This is a genomic window from Akkermansia sp. AE01SA01, assembly GCF_036417395.1.
Lineage (GTDB): Bacteria > Verrucomicrobiota > Verrucomicrobiia > Verrucomicrobiales > Akkermansiaceae > Akkermansia.
Genome location: NZ_CP143890.1, coordinates 2740224 through 2762446 on the forward strand (window position 1 = coordinate 2740224; position 22223 = coordinate 2762446).

Consider the following 22223-nt stretch of genomic DNA (forward strand, 5'->3'; position numbering starts at 1 on the left):
CTCCCATGCTTCCCCCCATCATTCTGGCTTCCCAGTCCCCGCGGCGGAAAGATCTGCTGACAGAGGCAGGGGTGGATTTTTCCACTGTCGTCCGGGAAACGGACGAGTTGAAGGATGCCTCCATGCCACCGCAGGATTTGTGCCTGCATAATGCTGCAGCCAAGGCGGCGGCCGTCTTCCGGGAATACCCCCAGGCTACTGTCATCGGCGCGGATACACTCGTTTTTCTGGATGGCATTCCCCTGGGCAAGCCTCTTGATACGGAAGACGCCCGCGCCATGCTGCGGATGCTTTCCGGACGCACGCACCACGTGTGCACGGCGGTCTCCATGCAGTCTCCGCTGGGCATGAAGGACATTGCCGTCCTGACGGAAGTCACCTTCCGGGAATTGTCTGACGCAGACATCCGCCGCTACATGGGACTGGTTCATGTGATGGACAAGGCCGGAGCCTATGCCTTCCAGGAACATGGGGACATGATCATCTCCTCCACGCGCGGAGATACGGATAATGTGATTGGTCTGCCGGTGGCGGAAGTGATAAATTGCCTGCGTTCCTGGGGATATTGAACAAGACAGGCTTCCGGAAGCATCTCAGCAGAAGCATGGCTGTCTTTTCTGCCTCCGCGGCACGGAAATCACGTATCAAATCCTTCGCTCCAGCGGTGTATGCCTTTCATTCCGGAACCGGAAGATTCCCGTCTTTCCGGATGGAACAGCCTTGCGCGAACATGGTGAAAGAATCCTGCGCCTCCGCGCTTTTCTGCATCTCCTGATCCCGTCTCCGGCTTTCAGCCTTTTCCCGCTCATTCTTCGCAGGAAGGTTCCGCCAGAAACTGGCTTACCTTGTTGTAAAAGGCCACGGGCAGAACGGCTTCCACCAGGGCGCCTTCCTCCACATATTCCGTGGAAATCACCATGCCTTCGCTGTGCATGGCGGCCGCCAGATCGCTCCTCGTATAGGGAATCAGGAACCGGGCGCGCCGGACACGGCTTTCCAGCATTTCCACGCAGGCGCGCAGCAGGTCTTCCGTCCCCTTTTCTTCCCGTACGGACATGCACACCAGGCTTCCGTTGAAATGGGGAGCCAGGCGCTCCGTCAACGCGGCCCGCTCCTCCTCCGGCACCAGGTCCAGCTTGTTCAGAACCACGATCATGGGTTTGTCCCCCGCGCCCAGTTCCGCGAGCACTTCCAGCGTGGTTTCGTAGTGGCGCACGGCTTCCGGATCGGACGCGTCCACCACCTGAACCAGGAAATCCGCCAGAACGGCTTCTTCCAACGTTGACTTGAACGCCTCCACCAGCCGGTGGGGCAGGTTGCGGATGAAGCCGACCGTATCCGTCAGCAGCAAAGGCTGTCCATTGGGCAGTTCTATCTTCCGCGTCGTGGTATCCAGCGTGGCGAAGAGCATGTCCCTGGCCATGACTTCCGAGCCGGACACCAGGGAAAGCAGGGACGATTTGCCCGCGTTGGTGTACCCCACGATTGCGGCCGTAGCCACGGCCTGCCGCTCCCGCTCCTTGCGCTGTGTGGCGCGCTGCCGGGTAACCATGACCAGTTCCTTCTGGATGGCTTCAATCCTGGCGCGCGCCAGGCGGCGGTCCACTTCAATCTGTTTCTCACCTTCGCCCCTGGCGGCGCCTCCGCCGCCCTTGCCGCCTCCGGAACCGCCGCCCTGGCGGTCCAGGTGGCTCCACATGCGGGCCATGCGCGGCAGGGAGTACTGCATGCGGGCCAGCTCTACCTGGAGCGTGGCTTCACGCGTACGGGCGCGTTTGGCAAAAATGTCCAGAATGACTTCTTCACGGTCAATCACGCATTCGTCAATCAGACGCTCCCACTCTCTTTGCTGGGACGGCGCCAGCATGTTGTCAAACACCACGCAGTCCGCCCCGCAATCCACGGCAAGCTGCTTCACCTCCTGAGCCTTCCCCGTACCGCACAGGAATTTGGCGTGCATGTCGCGGGACTTGACGAGGTGCTTGCCCACTATGCCGATGCCGAGGTTGGAGACAAGGTCTTCCAGCTCGTCCAGCATGGCCTGCTTTTCCCCGGCTTCGGAAGGATCAAAATAGATGGAAACGAGCATGGCCCGTTCCACCATTTCCGGCTTTTCGCGGATTTCAAACATAGGGGATCTGTTAACGGAATTGCTTGCTGGAGGTAGGCTTGTAATCCTTCAGAGCAGACTCCGGATACTGGTTGCAATTACAGCCGCAGGAAGAGAGGAAGCCGGCCACGCAGGCCAGCGTCAAAAAGCTGATCAGTCTCATGCGGCCATGAGACCCGCCCGAAGCTCCGGAATCAAGCAAATTTTACTGCATAAACGGCCTGGTCAACTGTGGACGCGATCACTTTTCCGGACGTTTTTCCCAAACCGTCTCTATTCCTCATCATTTTTCCCCTGAGGCTTTTCCTCCGCATCCAGGGCAGCCATCCACAGGTTCCATTGTTCAATGAAGGACCGTTCCATCTGAAGCAGGGCATTTTCCTGCTGGGTGAGGGAAATGGTCTGCGTAAGGCTCCCGAAAATAAGAAGGGGCTTGGAGTACGTATCCGCTACAGGAGTGAATTCCGCCGGCTTTTTCTGACGGCATTCCCGCGCCAGTACATACAGGGAATTGAAAGCCACGTCATCCCAGCTGGCCTTATAGGCATCACTGCCTTCCCTGCTTTCCAATGGCTCTACCGTGAGCAAATGCCCCTCCATGCCCGTCACGCGGACCTTGTCCCCGTTTTTCAGCACGAGCGGCTTCCACGGCTTCTTTTCCAGCATTTCAGGCAGAATCTTTTCCAGGCGGGAGAACAGCGGCTTCATCCGGTCCGTCATTTCCCGCCGGGCGGCCAGCTTGCTTTTCACGACTGGGGAAGAAACCACCGCTTCCGCATCACGATAGAGGGCGGAAACCTGTTCATAATCCCCCGTTTTTTCCATGATGCCGGCCGCTTCACGGCAAATATCGTCATAGCTGCGGGACTGCGCGGCGCGCAGAGCTTCCTGCCGGGCAGCCTCTTCCAACGCTTTTTTCCGCTCCTGTTTCTCCTTGAGTTCAGCCAGACGAATGGCTTCCGCGGCCTCCCAGTCCCTGGCCTTCTGGTACTGCATCCGGAGATGATCCAGAATCCCTTCCAGCGCGGCATAGGAGGGAGGCAGGGAGGGAATCTCCCCCGTCATCATTTGTTCACGGAGAAAGTCTGCTGCAAACCGTTTGGCTTCTACTTCCGCGACCGATTTTTCCGGCATGTCCTTCACCTGTTTCAGGCGTTCATACTGCCCGGTATATTCCTTCAGGTTGCTGAGCCACGCAGAAGCCAGCTCCCGCACGCTCCGGTCCCTGTCGTCAGCGGTTTCCCCGGCAATGAGATCCCGGAATGCCCCGTATTCAGGCCACATGCCGCCGAGGTACCAGCATTTGAGCGCCATTCCCGCATAATAATGCACGGCCAGGTCGGAATTGCTCCGCAGGCCGGGCATTCTGGAATTCCGGTCTTTTGCGCCCAGGTACGCGACCAGGTCGCTGATATCCCGGGAGCGTTCCAGTTCCACGGGGTCTTTGCAGTCCCGCACCTTTTTGCCCAGCTCTTCCAGCCGCACAACCCCTTCCGGAAACTGGCCGCGCGTCCACATGCACAACACCTGGTTCACCCCCGCCCAAACGGCTGTGGAAAGCGGACAGTCCGGCTGATCCGCCAGATCTCCGAACATGGCGGCAGCCTTCACCAGATCCCCCCGGTTCAGGGCTTTCTGGGCTTCATTGAACAGATTGCCGAAGCGGATGCTCCGCTCCAGCCTGGATTCCACGGCCGCGTTATCCTCCGCAGTAGTTCCCGCTCCCGCCGTAGGAGGCTGAACCGGGGGAAAGGCCGCGGATGCGGCATTTGCGGCTTTGCGCCAGGAGACGACCCCCCACGTTCCCAACGCCAAAACAGCCAGGAAGGCGAGAGACAGAATGAACCCCAAGCGGTGTTTCCTGCGCCGGGCGCGCCGGGCATCAGCGGCACGCCGTTCCGCCCAAGTCAGGCCGGATTCCTGCATGCCCCCGGAATATTCCTCCTGGGCCTGTGCCACAGCGGCCATCAGTTCCGGGTAAGACGAGAAGCGGCCTTCCTTGTTGAAAGCCATCAGCTTGTCCACGATGAAACAGGTCAGCGGGGAAATATCGTTCACCAATCGGTCCAGCGGAGGAAGGTTTTTCTTGCTCTCCAGCAGGATGTCGGACGACTGGGAGGCATCCACCCGGGGCGGAGAACCCACCAGCATATGGTACATGGTAGCTCCCAGCGCGTACATGTCCGTGCGGAAATCTTCATCTCCGCGCAGCAGGGTTTCCGGAGCGGCGTAATAGGGCGTCACCCATATTTCCCGCTCCATGTCGGACTCGCTGTGCAGCAGGGAGAGGCCGAAATCCACGATCTTGGCTTCCCCGTCCGGGGCCTGGAGAACGTTGGCGGGCTTGATGTCCCGGTGCATGAGGCCCGCATTCCAGGCGGCATCCAGGCCGCGCACGATATCCAGGGCTATGGACAGCACCTTGTCTTCCGGCACGCGTTCCTCCGCCGTAATCAGGGAATCCAGGCCACTGCCCTCCACCAATTCCATGGCAATGTAAAAAAGCCCCTGGTCATGCCCCACGGCATAAATCTGCACCAGGTTTTCATGGGATACCCTGGCCATGATCTGGGCCTCCCTTTCAAATCGTTCGCTGCGGACGGCATCCCCCGCATACGTTTCATTCAACACCTTTAGGGCCACTTCACGTCCCAGGACGGTATCTTCCGCACGGAAAACCACGCTCATGCCGCCTTTTCCCAGCTTCCCGGTGATTCTGTAAGGCCCCATGCGCGTCTTGACGCGGGTCAGAGCTCCGCAGGCGGGGCAGACGGCATTGGCATAGGGAGGCAGCAGGGAAATGTCCATGGCCTGTCCGCACTCCGGACAATTGATGATGTTGTCTTGCTGGGAACTCATGAAAGCACAGCCGGCTGCGGAAGAAAAAATGGAAAAACGGAGGCGTCCTCTCCATATCCTTCTTTGTTTTTTAAGCAGCCGGAAAAACCGGCCCGGGGACGCATGCTCCGTAGATGGATGGCAAGGAGGGACCCTGTCCGGGTCCCTCCTGTAAAATTCCATCCGTTTGTCAGGAAATAGCCGGCAGAGAGGCCGCCGCTACGGCCTGCCCGTGGCGCTTGGTTTTTTCATCCGGCACGCGCAGCTGGATCTTCAACTGCGGGAATTCGGTGCGCAGCACTTCTTCTGCCTTGTCAATGATGATCTGCCCGCCGTCTCCGGAAGCCACACGGCCCAGGAAGAGCAGGTTGCGGATGTCGTAGAACCTGGCGTAATGCGCGATGGCATAGCCGAAGTGCACGCCGATGGTTTCATAGATCTTGCGGGCGCGTTCGTCGCCTTCGGCCATGGCGGCCTGCACCTTCTTGAGCTGTTCCGGGAAGGGCATGCCTTCAAACTGGAATCCGGCGCGAGGGGCCAGACGGGCCACGGCCTGCTGGGAGAAGTAGAGGGCGCCCACTCCCATGTCCTTGGACCATTCGTCCACGCCGCCTTCTTCGGAATAATCCACGGGGGCGAAGGCGAGTTCGTTCAACCAGGGCTTGATATGGCCTTCCGGGTCCACATAGCCGGCGGCTTCGGAAGTGCCCATGGCGACGCCGAGCACGGCGTTGTCGTTCATGCCCATGGCTCCGGCGAGGGCGGTCACTTCACCGTCGTTCACCACTTCAAAGGGAATATTGTTCCATTTTTCCTTCTGCAGAGTGCGGAACACCTTGCCGAGGGTCTTTTCAATGTCCTCCTGGCTGACGCCGCGGAAGAGGGAGGAAGTGCGCACCTCACTGTTGATGATGACGCCGGCGGAGGAACCGCCGATGGCGTCCACACGCGGAAGATGGGCAGCGGCACGTTCCAGGGAGTCCTGGATGCCTTCGATATGGTACTGCGGGTCCTTCTGGAAATACGGATCCCACACAACTTCCTCGGAGAAGACTACTTCCCCGTTGACCACGGCGGCACACTTGCGGTCGGAGCCGCCCAGGTCAAAGCCGATGCGGTAGCCGTCCAGATTGCGGCCCAATGTCATGGAACCGGAATATTCCTCAGGCAGTTCGTCCACGGATACCTTCTTCACTTCGATCGGGGAACCGTAAATCTTCTTGCCGATGAAATCCCAGTCAAATTCACGGACGCCGCCCTTGCAGTAACGGGAAGCCAGCATGTCCGCAATGGCGTCATCGCCGGCGACAAGGATGATGTTGCCGCCCTTCTGCCACAGCAGGAATTTCACGATGCGTTCCACATAAGTTTCATTCAGGGCAACGTTTTCTCCGGTATGCGGGAGAAGCTTGCCGGACCAGCGGAAGCAGGTCCCGTCATTGCGGGTCAGGGCGATATCCACTTGATGGGAGGCGGGATCGGCAGCAGCTTTGGCTTCAAATGCTTGATTCCAAAGAACGGCCGGCACGAAGCCGGGGTCCAGCACGGGCGTGATTTTGGGTTGAATATTCATGGCGATAATCCGTTGCGAACGTAGCATACCCGCTTTTCCTTGAAAAGTATTCATTACCTTCCGAATGATTTTTTTTCAGGAACGCGGAGCGATAGCTCACTTTCTTCTGGCAAATCGCCATATTTCCACTAAAGAAACATGTACCTTTCCTTGGGCGTGCCCGCCTTGCCGGGCACGGCGCATCATTCCAAGCTCATCTGTCCCATGAATGAATTAACGGACCAGCTCATTACTCTGTTTTCGGCCACCTTGATCGCCATCATGCTTATCGCCGTAGCCGCGGGCGTATGCCGCCAGTCCCAGGTTCCGGGCATGAAACGTCCGCTGAAATGGAATATTTCCGTCGATCATCTGGACGGGCTGGATATGGCAATGTGCGGCATCGTCGTCCTGTACTTCAGCATGGGCGCCCTGATGGCCGCGGCCACGCCTCCCGGCGCTTCCGCCCCGCCCACTACCACAAACATGGAGCTGGACAGCTACAAGGTATTCAACGGCACCTGCCTGAACCTCATTCTGGCCTTCGTCCTGCTGGTGCGCATGTTCCACAGCGGCAGAATGGATGCCCTGGGCCTGAAGAAGCATTCCCTGAAAATCCTGCTTTACGCGCCCGTCTGCGGCTACCTGCTGGTTCTTGCCCTCCATTTCCTTCTGGCCCAAATGGGACTGTTCGAATGGATTGAACGGGTGACCCACGCTCCGGCGGAACAATCCATCGTCTCCGTGCTCAGGCATTCCGACAACGTCCCCCTCATTGCCGTCATCTGCTTCAGCGCCGCCATTGCCGCGCCCATCGTGGAGGAACTCATTTTCCGGGGCTACCTGTACCCTATCATGAAAAAATATACAGGAGCATGGTTCGCCCTGATCAGCAGTTCGCTCCTCTTCGGCATCATCCACGTAAGCCTGGTTCCCCTGGTTCCCCTGGCCCTGTTCGGGGCCATCCTGGTGCTGCTGTACGAATACACCGAATCCATCTGGACGCCCATCATCGCCCACTGCATTTTCAACACCACCACCCTGGTCAACATCCTGTATCCCGGCCTGCTGCTACCCTATGGCTCATGATTCCGCCATCCGCCAGGTAGGGGAAGATGCGCTCATACGCCGCCTTCTTCCGCTAATGACCGTCAATGACGGGCTGGTCACCGGCCCCGGAGACGACTGCGCCGTAACCAGAAACACCGGAGGAATGGACCTGCTCCTAAAAACCGACTGCGTGGTGGAAGGCATGCACTTCCTTCCCGGTACGGATCCGGAACTGATCGGCAGAAAGGCCCTGGCCCGCGCCGTGTCGGACATCGGAGCCATGGGAGGCGTGCCGCGCCATGCCCTGGTCACCCTGCTGATTCATGCGGACCGCCCCGTTTCCCAGGTGGAAGGCATTTATATGGGCATGCGGAACCTGGCGGAACAATTCGGCATCAGCCTGGCGGGAGGGGAAAGCTCCGGCCTGCCGTCCGACGGACTGATTATCAGCGTGGCCCTGACCGGAGAAATTCCGGAAGGAAAGGCTATCCTGCGCAGCACCGCCCAGGCGGGCGACCTGATTGCCGTCACGGGCGTGCTGGGCGGGAGCTTCCCGACGGGACACCATCTCGCGTTCACGCCCAGGGTCAGGGAAGGCGGCATTCTGGCAGCCTCCGGACTGGTCACGGCCATGATGGACCTTTCCGACGGCCTAGGCGCCGACCTGCCGCGCCTGGCCGCCGCCTCCGGGCTGGGATTCCGCGTACAGGAAGAACTGCTGCCGGTCCGGCAGGGATTCACGGCTGCCCAGGCCGTTGCGGACGGAGAGGATTACGAACTGCTGATGACCTTCCCCCCCCGCCGCCGTGAAGAAATCCTGCGCCTGGCCTCCGAACGTTTCCCGGAAACGCCCCTCACCGTCATCGGTGAGATGACGCCGGAACCTTCCTCATCCCTCCCCGGAGGATACAGGCATTTCCAATAACCGGCTGCTCCGGAAAAACAGGAGGCCGGAAAAAGCCGAAGAAAGGGCCTGAAAGGAGTTATTCCGCCGGCTGGACGCTTTCCTGCTCCTGCTGGATGTAGGGAAGAAGCTGTTCATACGTGGCCTTGCCCATGTAACGCTTGATGGAACGTTCCGGAGTTTTGAAAATATCCACCAGGATCAGGCAGTCCAGCACATCGCCAAAGTTCTTGTCCACGCCGAAGGAAAGTATCTTCCCGTTCAGTTTGAGATACTGGCGGAGCAGCACGGGAATTCCCTTGCCGTCCTCCTCCACGTCCGCTACCAGCTGGGACAGGCCCTGCGCATCCGTCAGGCCGATGGGCAAAATGCAGGATTCCGACCTTTTCAGGTCCGCCTTGCGCGGCGGATTGTAGGCCTTGACTTCCCGGCTCAGTTCCGGCTCCATTTCATGCGCCTTCAGGTAAGAGACGATCAGGGCGCGGGAAAGATTGGAATAGTCGCGGGAAATGCTCACCGTTCCGAACAAATAGCGGTAATGATGGTTGCGGGCCATGAACTGGCCGATGCCCTCCCAGATGAAGCCGAGAGCCAGCGGCCTTTTCTGGTATTCCGGCACAATAAAGGCGCGGCCCATCTCCAGCGAGCGGTCCAGCACTTGAAGAGCAGCCGGAGAGAATGAGAAGTATTCTCCGTTGTACAATCCCTTCACCCCATAGCGGGCAATAATCTTGTCCGTCTCTCCCATGCGGTAGGCGCCCGCAATCTTCTTCTGGACGCGGTCCCAGAGGAACAGGTGCTTGTAATGATTATCATACGTGTCCAGGTCACACGCCTTGCCGGAGCCTTCCCCCACCTGGCGGAAGGTGTACTCCCGCAGTCGGCCTATTTCAATCAGGATTTTGGGAATCTGGAGAGCATCCGCCACGTACACGTCCCAGTCTCCATTTTCCTGGCGCGCATGCAGGCACTCCGCAGGAAGGGCGTCGATTTCCGCCTGTATGTCGTTGGCGGGCACGGGCGGAATCAGAGAAGCCATCTTTGTCTTCTTGTCCTTCCTGTGTACATGGGGGCGGCGGCTCTTTTCATAACCCTTGCCCAGCAGGTAGGTGCGCAACCGCAAATGGGAAACCATAGCTTCGTCAGAATCATACTGCCCGAGCTGGCTGAAGGGAATGGGCTTGCCTACCACGATACGGTGCGTACGGCGGCCGTCCCTGCCCACTTCACGCGGCAGGAAGGCGACGCGCGCCTTACGGTTGATCAGGGAAATTCCCTGGAAAAGCAGGCTGTTGCGCCCCGGGAAATATACCGGAACCACAGTAGCCTTCGTCAGCCGGATAATGGCGGCAATATTGGAATTCCACGGATCATCCGTCACCCGCTTGTGGGCCAGAGAAAAACTGGAAGCCGTTCCGGCGGGGAAAATGCCCAGCACGCCGCCCTTGCGCAGCCACGCAATCATCTTCCGCATTCCGGAAAGGTTCTTGCGCTTGGCGTTCTCATCCTCGTACACGTCCACCTTGATCAGCCAGGGTTCCAATTCCTGGCACAGGGAAAGCTGTTCATTGGCAAGAATGCGCACATCGTCCCGGACGCGGGTCAGCAATTCCCCGAACATGATGCCGTCCGACAGGCCGTGGGGATGGTTGGCGACAACAACCACAGGCCCTTTCTTGGGAATGTTTTCCAGATCGCCGGGCCTCAGCTGCAACTTGAGGTTCAAATGCCTGGCAGCCAGCTGGAAGAAGTTTTCCGGAGAACCGGACTCCTTGTCGCGGACGATCTTGTCGTACGCCCTGTTCAAACGTTCCAGACCAAGCAACTTTTCAGCGGACGCGGCCACCAGGGAAGGGAGACGCGTATTTTCGTCCAAAATGTCTTTGATATCCACCATCTTCGGGTGCTTGAGCCGGCCCATGCCCTGCTGTATAACGGATTTACGGGAAAAAGTGAAACTCTTTTTCCCATGCCGTCCGGAACGCGGTCTTGATTTCCACGGGGGCGGAAGCTACAATCCGTACAGCTTCCGCCCCCATTTCCAACACAAAAAACACTCATGCACCCAGCCATTGCCATTGACGGTCCCGCCGCTTCCGGTAAATCCACCGTCGCCAAACTCATTGCGGACCGCCTCGGCTACACCTTCATCAACACGGGGGCCATGTACCGGGCCGTCACCTGGTACATGCTGGAACAGGGGATAGACCCGGCGGACACGGACGCCGTGCTGGCCGCCCTGCCCTCCGTTCCCCTCTCCTTCGGCAAGGACGGAAGCCGCTCCATCGTCCTCTGCAACGGCTCTCCCCTGACGGAGGAACTCACCCGGCAGGAAGTCAACGACCACGTATCCACCATCGCCGCCATTCCGGAAGTCCGCGCCCTGCTGGTGAACCGCCAGAGGGATTACAACCGCCAGGAGCCCGTGGTCATGGAAGGCCGGGACATAGGCACCGTGGTGTTCCCGGATACGCCGTTCAAGTACTTCGTCACCGCTTCGGAAGAGGTCCGCGCCGCGCGCCGCGCCGCGGAAGGGCTGACGGACTCCATCGCGGATCGGGACCGCAAGGATTCCTCCCGCGCCACTGCGCCGCTGGCGCAGGCGCAGGACGCCCTGCTGGTGGACACGTCCGACATGAGCATTGACCAGGTCGTCAACTTCATTACAGACAACATTCAACAAAAACTTTCCGCCAGATGAATTCCTTCTACTGGGTTTTCTACACGCTGTTCAAAAGCATCTCCAAGGCCTTCTTCTCCTGGAAGGTCATCAACAGGGAGAAGCTCATTGAGGACGGCCCCGTGCTGATCGTCAGCAACCACCAGAGCTTTCTGGACCCGCCCATGCTGGGAATCTCCTATGAGGAAGGCATCTATTTCTTTGCCCGCAAAACCCTGTTCCAGGGCATTTTCAAATGGGCGCTCCCCCTGTGCCAGGCCATCCCCATCGACCAGGAAAATCCGGACGCCGCCAGCCTCAAACACATCATCCGCCTGCTCAAATCCGGCAAGCGCGTCCTCGTGTTTCCCGAGGGTTCCCGCACGCCGGACGGGGAAATCCACGACGGCATGGGCGGCATCGGCCTCATCCTGAGCAAAACGAAAGTTCCCGTACAGCCCCTGCGCATCAGCGGAGCCTTTGAGGCCTTCCCCATCGGCGCCACCTTTCCCAGAATCCGCCCGGTCACCGTGACGGTGGGGGATCCCATTCCCTTCACTCCGGCGGAACTCAATGCCAAGGGCAAGGAGGCATACCAGCATTTGACGGACAAAATGATGGATGCCATCCGGGCCCTTCCCACGGAATAATCCCTTCCCCGAACTCCCGCCAGCCATGCTCTCCAGGCTGAAACTGATAGACTTCCGCTGCTACGGCAGCTTTTCCTGGCAGATACCCCAGCAGGGAGCCGTCATTCTGGGAAACAATGCCCAGGGAAAAACCACCCTGCTGGAGGCGGTCTGCTTCCTGCTGCGCCTGCAATCCCCGCGCACGGCACGCCCCAGCCCCCTGACGGCGCACGGCAGGCAGTCATTCGGCATCCGGGGGGAACTGCCGGGACAAATCCGGCGCATCCTGTGGTCCCCGGATGCCCCGGACCTCCAGGTAAACGGCGAACCGCGCAGGGACCAGCGCAGCTACCTGGCGGACAGCTACCCCGTCGTCTGGATGGGCAACGACGACCTTTCCCTGGTACGGGCCGGAGCCGATGCGCGCCGGAAATACATGGATTTTCTGGGCACCCAGTGGCACCCCAGCTACCGGACAGCCCTGTTCAACTACAGAAGGGCGCTGAAAACGCGCAACCATCTACTCAAGCATAAAAGCCGGGACAGGCTTCAAATAGATGCCTACACGCGGCAGCTCGCCCTGTACGGCACGGAATTGAGAAGCCTGCGCGCCAGCCTTCTGGAGCTTCTCCTGCCCCACATCATCATGGCGTACCGCAGCATCGGCGGCAGGGCGGAACAGGTAGGTGCGGCCTACCGGGCGGCGGAGGAAGGAGACCTGTACGAACGGATGTGTGCCGGGCTGGACCGAGACATCCGGTACGGCCAGACCCAGAACGGCCCGCACCGGGACGACCTGGAAATCACGCTCAACGGCAGAAGCGCTGCCCAATTCGCCTCGGAAGGGCAGCAAAGAACCATAGCCATTTCCCTGAAACTGGCGCAGTCATCCCTGCTTACGGAAGAAACGGGACATACACCCATCCACCTGATTGACGACGTTTTCGGAGAACTGGACCCCACGCGCAGAATTGCCTTCCTCCAGGCGCTGCCCGCAGACGCGCAAAGCCTCATCACCACCACCCATCTGGACTGGCTGCATGACACTCCCTGCCCCCTTCCGGCCTTCCGGCTGGAAAACTTCACGCTCAGGTCCGTTCAGGGTTGAATTCCCCCGCCAGGACCACCCAAAACGGCAGGCGGAAAACCGCGCCAATGGCGCTATTCCTCTACCCAGGCGTTCAATATTTCCACAATGTACATCTTGTGGAAATCTCCTGCTGCGTACCACTCCGAGGAGATTGCCCTGTCCAGAAAACATTCCGGTTTCAGGGCCTCCGCATACAGTTTGCGGCATTCCAGCACCAGCCTGGCTTCCGTAAAGCTCACATTGCCATTTTCCGTAAAATACGGAGACAGGCCGGAAGCGGCTACCTTGTCCGTATCCCGACCACTCGTCGTTCCGCAAACGCTCAGCGCCTTATGATATTCATGGCTGAAAAAGGACAGCGTGAATTCCTCCCCCTTCTCGATAAAATCGAACGTATATCTCTGCGGGCGAATCACAACAAATGCTACGGGTCTCTTCCACATAAAGCCCAAGCCGCCCCAACTGGCCGTCATCATATTGAAATGCTCCGGCGTTCCAGCCGTCACCAGCATCCAGTCGTGCCCAATCAACTGCACGGCATTATCCCGAATTTCCTTTGGATCAATTTTTTTCATCGTGGTCTCTAACGTTCATTCGCATATCATCCTACACTTCTCCGGCTATATGTCAAAGCCGCGGAGCGACTGGGATGACGCGGAAAAGGCGTCCCCTCCCTGCCGGAAACACCCTTCGTTTGGAGTTGCATTTCCGGGATGGCGGCCCTAGCATTCCCGGGATGAACCATACCGCGCTGGAAGACAAGCTGGGTTACCGTTTCAAGAACCCGGACCTGCTCAGACAGGCCCTGACCCACCCCAGCACGGACAGCAAGCCGGAAACGCGCCGGACATATGAACGGCTGGAATTCCTAGGAGATGCCATTTTACAGCTCGCTGTTACCCAGTACCTTTACCGCCACATGCCCCAGGCTCCGGAGGGAGTGCTGACCCAACTGCGCGCCCGCACCGTCAGCCGCGCCAACCTAGGCAAATACGGATTTATCCTGGAACTGGACAAATACATCACTTTGGGCAAGGGAGAGGAAAAAGCGGGCGGCAGAAGCAAAAACTCCATCATCGCCAACACGTTTGAATCCGTCTTCGGGGCCATGTCCCTGGATTCCGATTATGAAACGGCCAAGGCCATAGCCCTGCGCGTTCTGCACGACGCCCTGCACTCCGCCGCCAGCCATCCCAAGGAAATCAACCCGAAAGGGGAGCTCCAAGCCATCCTTCAGGACATCCTGCCGGAAACGCCCTCCTATGAAACGGAGGAAAAGGGCCCCAGGGATTCCGCTGACCGTTTTGAATCACGGGTGTTCTGGCACGGCCATACGGTCGGCGCCGGGCGCGGCTCCAGCAAAAGGAAGGCGGAAGTAGCGGCCGCAGCGGATGCCCTGGCGCGCCGGGAATGGCTCCGCATCACCTTGTAAACACTGGCGGAACAGGTGGCTATTTTGTCACTCTTAAGCCTTGGACAGCCCTGTGGCTGGTTTGATAGACAGAAGCCGTCTCCGTGAGGAAGAACCTTCCCCCGGAAGACCTTCTCACAGACACACACCAACCATAGAAAACAAATGAAGACCTATACTCTCCCCGTCATCGGCATCATGACTCTCGGAGCCTCCGCCTTTGCCAACACAACTCCGTCCAAGGCCTCCACCGGGAACGCCTTGCTGGCCCGCGACAGCTTCTCCACCTGCCAGTGGCTCGGCGACCGCTTCAAATGGTTTAATGCGGAACGGGATCACAAGAATCCCTACATTCAGGAATTCAACGTCTCACTGCGCATGCAGTACGGCCTGGACTGGATCGACCCGAACGGAGAGGGGCGCGTGATGGGTGAAAAGGAAGGCAACGGCCGCCGCTTCAATGACGAATGGCGCCGCTTCCGCGCCGGCTTCAACATGAAGTTCCTGAAAAACTTCAAGCTCAACAACGTATGGAACATTGGCGGCATGGACGGTCTTGAAAGCTATAATGCGGCAGAAAACCGCTGGGACACCTCCGACCTGACCTATTCCCTCTATGAACTGAATCTGGAGTACAAGGGCGGTCCCATCACCTATGCTATCGGCAAAATGAAGCCGCGCATCACCGGTGAATACCGCACCTCCTCCTCCGCCATCCTGACCATTGAACGCTCCATGCTGGTCAACCAGCTCCGTTCGGAAACCAACTACGGTTTCCAGATGAACAACTCCGACAAGAAAGACAAGATCGGCTGGGCGGCAGGCATCTGGCTGAACGGCAACGGCGGCACCGGAACGGGCAGCTTCAACAACCGCATTGAACCCGCTTTCAATTCCCAGGACAACTGCTTCGTTACCGGCACCCTGAGCTACGACACCTCCAATGACGTGTTCCTCAAGAAAAGCCGCCTGTGGCTGGACTACGCCCACAACTTCACCAAGTGGGGCGACGACGCCCAGAACAAGGCATACGACAGCCTGCATGATTACAGCTTCAAATCCAAGTACCAAGGCACGGGCGCCAAGGACGTGGTGGCACTGACCTGGGAAGGCTCCCAGGGGAACTTTTCCTTAATGACGGAAGTCATGGCCGGCTTCAATGTCATCGGCATGAAAGCCGGCGCTGAAAACGTCTTCGGCGTGACCATCATGCCGTCCTACAAGTTCACCCCCCACTGGGAAGGTGTGGTCCGCTACCAAATGGCGGCAGGCAGCAATGCCGTGAAGTGGGAAAAGCGCTACACGCAGAACTCCACCTATTCCGGCACTTCCGACTGCATGCAGGCTCTGTACCTGGGCGTGAACTACTACATCTTCGAATGCAATCCGAACATGGCCAAGATCATGGCGGGCGTTGAATATGCCCATTCCAACGGTACGGACGCCAGCAAGCAGAAGGGCTTCACCGGCTGGAGCTACAACATCGCCTTCCGCACTAACTTTTAATCTGCCGAACGGCACATCCCGCCCATATATGGCCGCCTCTATTCAGGGACGGCCATTTTTTATGGGGGAAAAACCCACGCGGCAGTTCCCCCCAAAAAATAGCGGCTGTCACTTCCGTAATGCCTTCCATATTCAAATACCTGGTCCTTAGCAAATCGGAAGAAGCATGCCCCATTTCCAGCTGCAATACATGCAAATTCTTGAAATGCCTTGCAAAGTAGCTGGCGAACGTATGCCTTAAAATATCCGCAGGCCACTTCTTCTCCTTCCCGTCCCATCCGGCCAGACGCCTCACCTCCCTCCACTTCGCCGACCAGTTACGCGGACACACGCTTCCTGCCCCGAATCCCATGGCCGCTGCTCTTTTCAGCAAGTTTTTTAAAACCGGCCGAATCGTTACGATGCGAGCTCCGCCTGTCTTGCTGTGCCGCGCCCTTAAGGAAACCATGCCCTCCCGTAAATTAATCTGCGTCCAATCCAGGCGCTTCACCTCCTCCGGACGAATGCCGGAATACAGCATAAGACCAATCGCGGCCAGGCACGCTCCGCTGGCACATTCCTCCGCCGCCGTCAGCAGCCGGTGCACTTCTTCCAGGGACAGCACGGGAATGGGAATTTCCTTCAGCCTCGGAAGATCTACATACGTCACCGGGTTTTCCCGGCACCAGCCGCGTTTTACGGCTGTTCCGAAAACACCGCTAAGCACCAACCGGGCCTTATGTCTCTGTCTGAGGGTGCCAAATGATTTTTCCAGCCAGGCCCGGCATTCCTGAGCCGTGATAAAACATACGGGTCTCCGGGCCATTTCCGGACAGCACCTTAACAGACGCCGGCTGATATAGCGGAAATCATCCCGGGTTCTTTTCCTCCGGTCATGCCGCGCCTCCATGGCCTCGTCCACGGCTCTCTTGAACGCCACTGTTTTTTTTCTGGCAATTAAAGCCTCTTCTCCCAGCCGGATGCATTCCCTCGCTCTCTTCCGCCGTCCGCCGCGCCCCCTGCTGGCCTGTAGCAATTCATGCGCCAGCTGGGCGGCCTCCACTACGTCCAGACCTGTTTTTCTTAAAATAGTCAGTGCCGCATGGTCCATTGCTGATATTTCCTCTTTCATTCCATCTATTTTGCCGCGGGTTTGGAATCCGTAGTCAAGTAAAAATAGTTCTTTATTAATCAAAAGGTTCAATAATTGCCTCCCATTACCCCTTTACCGTACCTTCACCCCTGTAATTCTTTTCCAAACCGTTTAATGACAAAGAGGACGCAGGAATGCCTATACGGATTCCAAATTCGTTATCCACCAGCGTAGGCCTTCTCTTTTGGGCATCCGCGGTTGCATGACGCCGCATGAAACCTCCCACAAGGGAAGGCCTGCCAAACCAATTAATTGAAATCCAATCATGAAAAAACTCCTCATCCTGCTCTCATCCTCCGCCCTGCTCTGCAGCTGCGGCGGCCTCTCGGAGCGCCCCACGGGACTGGTATATGCCAGCGTAGCAGATCCCATCGCCGCTACCAATTCCTCCGGTTCCCGCACCGGTGTAGCCACGGCTACTTCATACCTCGGCCTGGTTGCCGTGGGCGATTCCTCCATCTCCGCCGCCAAGGCCCAGGGAGGCATCAGCACGGTCTCCAGCGTAGACGTCAAACGTGAAAACATCCTTGGCGTCGTCAGCAAGTACACCACCACCGTCAAAGGCAACTAATCCTCTTGCGGTGTCTTCATACAGCCGTGCGCCGGGTGGCGCACGGTTTCCTTACTCCCCGTTTTTCCTTTCTATTCCCTGCAATACCTAATTTTCCTGCTTATAATGAAAATTCACCTGCCCTGCGCCCTCCGCAGAATATTGCTTTCCCTTTTCCTTCCGGTCGCCGGCACATCCATCTCCACGGCAACCGAATTTTTTCAGAACTCTGAGGAAACGCTGTCTTTCAATAATGGAAGCCGCCGCCTCTCATACGATTTCGATATTACGCCCAGCAGTCCCGTATTATTATATTCTTTCCAAAATAACAAAACTATAGAATTCCTCAATAACAGCGTTAGTAATAATAATAATGGAGGAGTTATCTGCGTAGACACGTCAAGATATGGTAGCTCCAAAGGAAAAGTGGAATTTTTGAATAACGGGGGTCATATCAAATTTATCAACAATACGACAACAAATGACGGTGGAGCAATAGCGGGAGGAATTTTGGGACTGACATTTGAGAGCAATCTCGGAGAAATCCGTTTTGAATCTAATCATGCTGGCAGGTACGGTGGAGCTATTTCCGGAAGAAAGGGCAATGAATTCACGTTTAAAGACAATAATAACATTATTTTCCTGAAGAATCAGACAACCAATACTGATGATTCCTTCCGGAATACCGTCGCACAAGGAGGAGCCATTTTCACTTATGGAACTGTCAAATTTGACGGAAATAACCAAGTGGTATTTACCGGCAACAATTCTCAGTCCGCCGGCGCCATCTACGCCGCATCCCTAAGCATTACCAACACAAAAGAGGAAGTCAGCTTCAACGACAACAACGCAACAGGAGAGTTTTGGAGTCCGGAAAATGCTCACGGAGGCGCTCTATATATTCATTATGATAATGGTTTCTTCCATTTTGACATCACCAATAATGCCAATGTTGTATTTGAAAATAATACTGCAACAGGCAGCGGCGGAGCTATTGCCCTGCATGGGCTAAACTACGCCAACCAAATACCTGTGTTCCAGGGAAACAGAGCACTATCTTTCCTTAATAACTCCTCAGGAAATGAAGGCGGTGCCATTTATTCTCAGCAAAACAGTTCCCTCATCTTTCAAGAAAATGAAACCATCTCCTTTGAAGGCAACACGGCTGAAGGTGGGGGAGGAGCCATACTCACCAGCTCCATCTCTTTCACGGGAAATAAAACGGTCTCCTTCACGGGAAACAGCTCCGGAACCACAGGCGGCGCGATCTGTGCCAGTGGTGGAACCGTTTCCCTCGTCAATAATGAAACCGTTGAGTTTCAGGGCAACTATGTAAAACAATACGACGAAGAAGAAAACCTCACCGGAGCCGTACTCAACAGCATTGCTCCCGGAGAAGGAGGGGCACTTTCACTTGAACTTTCCACCGGTGAAACTGGCGGAACAATTACCTTTTACGATGCCGTCGTCAACGCAAGCGATGTTTATCACCATCTGAATCGCTATGAAAATAGTGACGGCAATACCGTGACAGGAACCGGAGCCATCATATTTTCCGGTCTTCACGCGGAAGAGGATCTGAAGAATATTTTCAAAACTCTGGGACTGGATGCCACCGGGGAGACTTTCCAGAATTGCCTGGCAGATTCCCTGACCTCTTCCATCAAGGCCGGTAATAGCGTCATTCTTCATGGAGGTTCCCTGAACGTCAAGGACGGAGCCATTCTGAATATTTTGAATAGGGGTATTGATGGAGGAGATTATCTTGCCAAAACCGGCTCTACCACAGAAATTTCCAACAACGGCGCCCTGAATATTGCCCGGGACGCAACGTTTGAATCCGACACCAACTTGCGGATTAGCCAGGCAGGCATGGAAGCGGGAAGGAACTTGACGTCATCTGGATATGCCCATCTCTACCAGGGAACGCTGGACATTGGTGGGAACGCTGTTCTGAACGAGGGAGGCTGGATCGAACTTCAGCACGGCTCCTCCGTCACGGCAAAGGGCGTCTTCACTGCCAACTCATCGTCCAACGTCACTCTCACCGGTTCCGGCAATATCCTGAATGCCGAAGGCAATATTGTCTTCAACGAAGGCTCCTCTCTGGAACATTACTACGGCGCAAACTCAACCCTGAAAGCGCCATCCGTCGCCATGACGGGAGCGGATTTGCGGATCTGTCCCCAGAATGAGAGCTACGCGTTAACCGTGGACGGAAATCTGAGCCTGGAGAACGCCACCATCTGGCTCTCCCCGGAAAACCATGGGAGGAACTCCACTGCTGGCTTCAACGGGATCGACGTCACCGGAACGCTTTCCGTTTCCGGTTCCACCACCATCAACCTGAACAGCGAATATGCCAGCCTGAACGATGAAAAAAACGCAGGCCTGACGCTTTTCCGACTCAACGGAGAAACTGCCGGAAGCAACTTTACCGGCAATATCTCCAACTGGACGCTCCAGAGCTGGACGGAAACTTATGATGCCGGCACGCAAACCTGGATAAATACCTTCAACCCGCTGGAAAACGCGGAACTGGCAACCACGATCCTGTCTGGCGGGAAATGGGGGGTCATCCTTAAACTGGAAGAAGGGTCAACACCCACGCCCGGTGAAGATGATATTTATGTACATACCGGAGAAGAAAAATCCATTACTGACCTGGGCAAACGCGTCCACCTGCTGGGCGGTACGCTGGACGCAACCGGCATTCCCCAGAACACGCCGCTCACCAACCAGATCATTGTAGAAGGCACAGACGGTCTGCTGGTCATGAATGAAGACCAAAGCCTGATTCTGACGGGCAATCTGACGGGCAAGAAAGGGATCGGCTACGACATTGACGGAACCGCCGGCAACAGCGCCGGCGGCGTCGCCATCGGCAGCAGTAACGGCTTCCTGAACAGTAGCGCCGTTGACCTGAGCGGGGAAAGGTACAACATCGCCTCCCTGAATGTCCGCAGCGGCCTGGCCGACATCAAAGAAACAGCCTCTCTGGGTCACGAAAACACAGTCATTACCGTCGGTTCCTCCCGCAACAGCGGAGAAACCAATGCCTCCCTCATCAATAACGGCGCCATTCAGGGCAGTTCCCTTACCGTGAACTCCGACGGATCCGTGACCAACAACAAGGCATTGAATGTTGCGAACATCAACCTGAACAGCCAGTCCGCCCTGGCCAACACGGGGGATTTGACGGCTGAACAAATCACCGTGGCGAAAGACGCGCTGTTGAACAACAGCGGCTCTCTGGAAGGCAACGTTACCCTCCAGGGCTGGATGAGCAACAGCGGCCAGACTACCGGCATGGTTCTGGTGCAGAATGGCGGCATCCTTTCCGGCGGCGGCTCTTTTGAGTCCGTCACCGTCCGGCAGGGGGGGCGTTTGAATATTCAGGGGGCGGCCAACTTCAATGGCCTGACATTTGAAGAAGGCTCCGGAATGGCGTTTTCCGTCAACGGCACAAGACCGTTCAGCACCGGGATGAATGCGACAGACACCTATTCCCACGCAATCGTGGGAACCCTGTCGCTCGCTGGAACGCCGTCCATTGAGGTACACGTCGGCTCCAGACTGATTGCCGCAGGTTCCGAGTTCTTCACACTGAACCTGCTCCAGGCGACTGAAATCACCGGAGACGCCGCGCTGGAACAACAGCTCCATCTTACCGGAGAAACCGGCCTGCTGGAAAACGGCGGAGTTCTGGCCTGGAACCCGGAAACAGGGCTTCTCACCTTCTCCGGCAAGCTGAACATTGCTGCCGCCTCCGGCCTGGCAGGCCATGACGCCGCGCTGTTGGCAGACACCCTCTGGAGCAGCGTCTCTTCCGTCGCTTCCTTCGCACGTACGGCAAGCGCGCAAGGCAAGATGGCAGGGAACAGATCCTCCCGCCTGTGGGGAGCCGGCCTGGGGTACTTCACTTCCATGTCCTCCATGGACTCCCTGAGCGGATTTTCCTATCAAGGCGGTGGCTATGCCGTCGGCACGGATGTAGCTCTCGGAAAGGATGCCGTGGCAGGAGCCGCATTCGGCCAGATGTTCGGGACCCACAAGAGTTCCGACTCCATGCTCTCCGACAAACAGAGGTCATTCATGTTCGCCCTGTACGGCAACGTCCGCAAGGAACTAGCCCGCGGGCATGAGCTGAATCTCTCTGGTTACTTCTCCTACGGCAGCATTGACCACGCCGCCAGAACGCACGTGGGCGGTTCCCGGCAAACACCCGGACGGGCCCGCTGGGATGACAATGTTTACGCCTTCGGCCTGCTGGCCGACTGGGACATCAAGATCAGCAATACCTTCACCGTGTCCCCCTACACCGGGATCACCTACATGTACGGAACCCAGGGCCCCATTGAAGAAACCTTTGACGGCGGCAGCCGCTCCTTCGGGAATGGGGGTCTGCAGTCATGGAGCATTCCCGTGGGTGTCAGCCTCAAATCCGTCTGCGGTCTGGGCAATGGCCAGGCCCTTCTGCCGGAACTGAGCGTAGCCTACGTAGGGGACATCGCTCGCAGAAACCCGTACACCCGCACCTGGACAGCCGGGCAATCCGTAACCGGGCGGGGACATTCCCCCGGCAGGCACGCCCTGATGACACGTGCCGGCCTGGGCTGGCAAATCAACAGGAACTGGCAGGCAGGCGCTTATTACACGCTTGAAGTCCGCAGCGGACAAACCAACCAAAGCGTCAACCTCAACGCCTCCTACAGTTTCTAATCCTCCTCAGCGGGCTGAGGAATGCAGCCGGATTCCGCAGCCTGCTTATCAGGCAACTCTGAAAAAACAA

17 protein-coding genes are annotated in these 22223 nt (G+C 57.3%); 10 read left to right on the plus strand and 7 right to left on the minus strand.

The annotated features are described in order from the left end of the window. Window positions 1-5 precede the first annotated feature (5 nt). Window positions 6-569, plus strand: a complete 564-nt coding sequence (locus V3C19_RS11120) for a Maf family protein (protein WP_130083264.1) — start codon at window positions 6-8, stop codon at window positions 567-569. 236 nt (window positions 570-805) lie between these two features. Here V3C19_RS11120 and hflX read toward each other — a convergent pair whose 3' ends face one another. The 4 genes from hflX to V3C19_RS11140 all read right to left on the minus strand — a co-directional run bounded on the left by hflX (window position 806) and on the right by V3C19_RS11140 (window position 6521). Beyond that, a complete protein-coding gene (gene hflX, locus V3C19_RS11125) occupies window positions 806-2131 on the minus strand; it encodes a GTPase HflX (protein WP_130083265.1) in 1326 nt (441 codons plus the stop codon). Window positions 2132-2141: 10 nt separating this feature from the next. Further along, window positions 2142-2273 carry a hypothetical protein gene (locus V3C19_RS11130; protein WP_275124779.1) on the minus strand — a complete coding sequence of 44 codons (132 nt, stop codon included), beginning with the start codon at window positions 2271-2273 and terminating at the stop codon, window positions 2142-2144. A gap of 110 nt (window positions 2274-2383) precedes the next feature. Further along, the gene (locus V3C19_RS11135; protein WP_295934334.1) at window positions 2384-4969 is read right to left on the minus strand and encodes a serine/threonine-protein kinase; all 2586 of its coding nucleotides are present in this window, start codon (window positions 4967-4969) and stop codon (window positions 2384-2386) included. Window positions 4970-5138: 169 nt separating this feature from the next. Then, window positions 5139-6521 carry an ROK family protein gene (locus V3C19_RS11140; RefSeq protein ID WP_295934332.1) on the minus strand — a complete coding sequence of 461 codons (1383 nt, stop codon included), beginning with the start codon at window positions 6519-6521 and terminating at the stop codon, window positions 5139-5141. Between the two features lie 204 nt (window positions 6522-6725). On the opposite strand from V3C19_RS11140, the gene V3C19_RS11145 reads away from it, so the two are divergent. Together V3C19_RS11145 and V3C19_RS11150 are read left to right on the plus strand one after the other, a co-directional pair. After that, complete coding sequence (locus V3C19_RS11145) at window positions 6726-7589, plus strand: type II CAAX endopeptidase family protein (RefSeq protein WP_295934330.1); 864 nt, start codon at window positions 6726-6728, stop codon at window positions 7587-7589. Beyond that, complete coding sequence (locus V3C19_RS11150) at window positions 7579-8475, plus strand: thiamine-phosphate kinase (protein WP_295934328.1); 897 nt, start codon at window positions 7579-7581, stop codon at window positions 8473-8475. The genes V3C19_RS11145 and V3C19_RS11150 overlap by 11 nt, the downstream gene beginning before the upstream one ends. Before the next feature lie 58 nt (window positions 8476-8533). Here V3C19_RS11150 and V3C19_RS11155 read toward each other — a convergent pair whose 3' ends face one another. After that, the gene (locus V3C19_RS11155) at window positions 8534-10375 is read right to left on the minus strand and encodes a lysophospholipid acyltransferase family protein (RefSeq protein ID WP_295934325.1); all 1842 of its coding nucleotides are present in this window, start codon (window positions 10373-10375) and stop codon (window positions 8534-8536) included. Between the two features lie 138 nt (window positions 10376-10513). Here V3C19_RS11155 and cmk point away from each other — a divergent pair, with 138 nt between their 5' ends. The 3 genes from cmk to recF are packed head-to-tail and all read left to right on the plus strand — an operon-like array spanning window position 10514 to window position 12850. Beyond that, window positions 10514-11155 carry a (d)CMP kinase gene (gene cmk, locus V3C19_RS11160; RefSeq protein ID WP_130083271.1) on the plus strand — a complete coding sequence of 214 codons (642 nt, stop codon included), beginning with the start codon at window positions 10514-10516 and terminating at the stop codon, window positions 11153-11155. Next, window positions 11152-11763, plus strand: a complete 612-nt coding sequence (locus V3C19_RS11165; RefSeq protein ID WP_295874874.1) for a lysophospholipid acyltransferase family protein — start codon at window positions 11152-11154, stop codon at window positions 11761-11763. The genes cmk and V3C19_RS11165 overlap by 4 nt, the downstream gene beginning before the upstream one ends. A gap of 25 nt (window positions 11764-11788) precedes the next feature. Then, complete coding sequence (gene recF, locus V3C19_RS11170) at window positions 11789-12850, plus strand: DNA replication and repair protein RecF (protein WP_295934322.1); 1062 nt, start codon at window positions 11789-11791, stop codon at window positions 12848-12850. 53 nt (window positions 12851-12903) lie between these two features. Here recF and V3C19_RS11175 read toward each other — a convergent pair whose 3' ends face one another. Further along, on the minus strand, window positions 12904-13407 hold the full coding sequence (locus tag V3C19_RS11175) for a flavin reductase family protein (protein ID WP_130083274.1): 504 nt from the start codon (window positions 13405-13407) through the stop codon (window positions 12904-12906). Window positions 13408-13568: 161 nt separating this feature from the next. On the opposite strand from V3C19_RS11175, the gene rnc reads away from it, so the two are divergent. Both rnc and V3C19_RS11185 read left to right on the plus strand, forming a co-directional pair. Continuing rightward, on the plus strand, window positions 13569-14264 hold the full coding sequence (gene rnc, locus V3C19_RS11180) for a ribonuclease III (protein ID WP_161981230.1): 696 nt from the start codon (window positions 13569-13571) through the stop codon (window positions 14262-14264). Between the two features lie 144 nt (window positions 14265-14408). Next, window positions 14409-15749: a porin gene (locus V3C19_RS11185; RefSeq protein WP_130083276.1), complete on the plus strand. Its 1341-nt coding sequence runs from the start codon at window positions 14409-14411 to the stop codon at window positions 15747-15749. Here the strand turns inward: V3C19_RS11185 and V3C19_RS11190 are convergent. Continuing rightward, the gene (locus V3C19_RS11190) at window positions 15739-16860 is read right to left on the minus strand and encodes a tyrosine-type recombinase/integrase (RefSeq protein ID WP_295934320.1); all 1122 of its coding nucleotides are present in this window, start codon (window positions 16858-16860) and stop codon (window positions 15739-15741) included. The genes V3C19_RS11185 and V3C19_RS11190 overlap by 11 nt on opposite strands. A gap of 286 nt (window positions 16861-17146) precedes the next feature. On the opposite strand from V3C19_RS11190, the gene V3C19_RS11195 reads away from it, so the two are divergent. Together V3C19_RS11195 and V3C19_RS11200 are read left to right on the plus strand one after the other, a co-directional pair. Further along, the gene (locus tag V3C19_RS11195) at window positions 17147-17452 is read left to right on the plus strand and encodes a TRL domain-containing protein (RefSeq protein ID WP_130083278.1); all 306 of its coding nucleotides are present in this window, start codon (window positions 17147-17149) and stop codon (window positions 17450-17452) included. Between the two features lie 726 nt (window positions 17453-18178). After that, complete coding sequence (locus tag V3C19_RS11200; RefSeq protein WP_295934318.1) at window positions 18179-22153, plus strand: autotransporter domain-containing protein; 3975 nt, start codon at window positions 18179-18181, stop codon at window positions 22151-22153. Window positions 22154-22223 lie beyond the last annotated feature (70 nt).

What these genes read in the sequence shown, in the direction of transcription:
- V3C19_RS11120 (WP_130083264.1), top strand. Translation starts at nt 6, where the DNA reads ATGCTTCCCCCCATCATTCTGGCTTCCCAGTCCCCGCGGCGGAAAGAT.
- hflX (WP_130083265.1), bottom strand. Translation starts at nt 2,131, where the DNA reads ATGTTTGAAATCCGCGAAAAGCCGGAAATGGTGGAACGGGCCATGCTC.
- V3C19_RS11130 (WP_275124779.1), bottom strand. Translation starts at nt 2,273, where the DNA reads ATGAGACTGATCAGCTTTTTGACGCTGGCCTGCGTGGCCGGCTTCCTC.
- V3C19_RS11135 (WP_295934334.1), bottom strand. Translation starts at nt 4,969, where the DNA reads ATGAGTTCCCAGCAAGACAACATCATCAATTGTCCGGAGTGCGGACAG.
- V3C19_RS11140 (WP_295934332.1), bottom strand. Translation starts at nt 6,521, where the DNA reads ATGAATATTCAACCCAAAATCACGCCCGTGCTGGACCCCGGCTTCGTG.
- V3C19_RS11145 (WP_295934330.1), top strand. Translation starts at nt 6,726, where the DNA reads ATGAATGAATTAACGGACCAGCTCATTACTCTGTTTTCGGCCACCTTG.
- V3C19_RS11150 (WP_295934328.1), top strand. Translation starts at nt 7,579, where the DNA reads ATGGCTCATGATTCCGCCATCCGCCAGGTAGGGGAAGATGCGCTCATA.
- V3C19_RS11155 (WP_295934325.1), bottom strand. Translation starts at nt 10,375, where the DNA reads ATGGGCCGGCTCAAGCACCCGAAGATGGTGGATATCAAAGACATTTTG.
- cmk (WP_130083271.1), top strand. Translation starts at nt 10,514, where the DNA reads ATGCACCCAGCCATTGCCATTGACGGTCCCGCCGCTTCCGGTAAATCC.
- V3C19_RS11165 (WP_295874874.1), top strand. Translation starts at nt 11,152, where the DNA reads ATGAATTCCTTCTACTGGGTTTTCTACACGCTGTTCAAAAGCATCTCC.
- recF (WP_295934322.1), top strand. Translation starts at nt 11,789, where the DNA reads ATGCTCTCCAGGCTGAAACTGATAGACTTCCGCTGCTACGGCAGCTTT.
- V3C19_RS11175 (WP_130083274.1), bottom strand. Translation starts at nt 13,407, where the DNA reads ATGAAAAAAATTGATCCAAAGGAAATTCGGGATAATGCCGTGCAGTTG.
- rnc (WP_161981230.1), top strand. Translation starts at nt 13,569, where the DNA reads ATGAACCATACCGCGCTGGAAGACAAGCTGGGTTACCGTTTCAAGAAC.
- V3C19_RS11185 (WP_130083276.1), top strand. Translation starts at nt 14,409, where the DNA reads ATGAAGACCTATACTCTCCCCGTCATCGGCATCATGACTCTCGGAGCC.
- V3C19_RS11190 (WP_295934320.1), bottom strand. Translation starts at nt 16,860, where the DNA reads ATGAAAGAGGAAATATCAGCAATGGACCATGCGGCACTGACTATTTTA.
- V3C19_RS11195 (WP_130083278.1), top strand. Translation starts at nt 17,147, where the DNA reads ATGAAAAAACTCCTCATCCTGCTCTCATCCTCCGCCCTGCTCTGCAGC.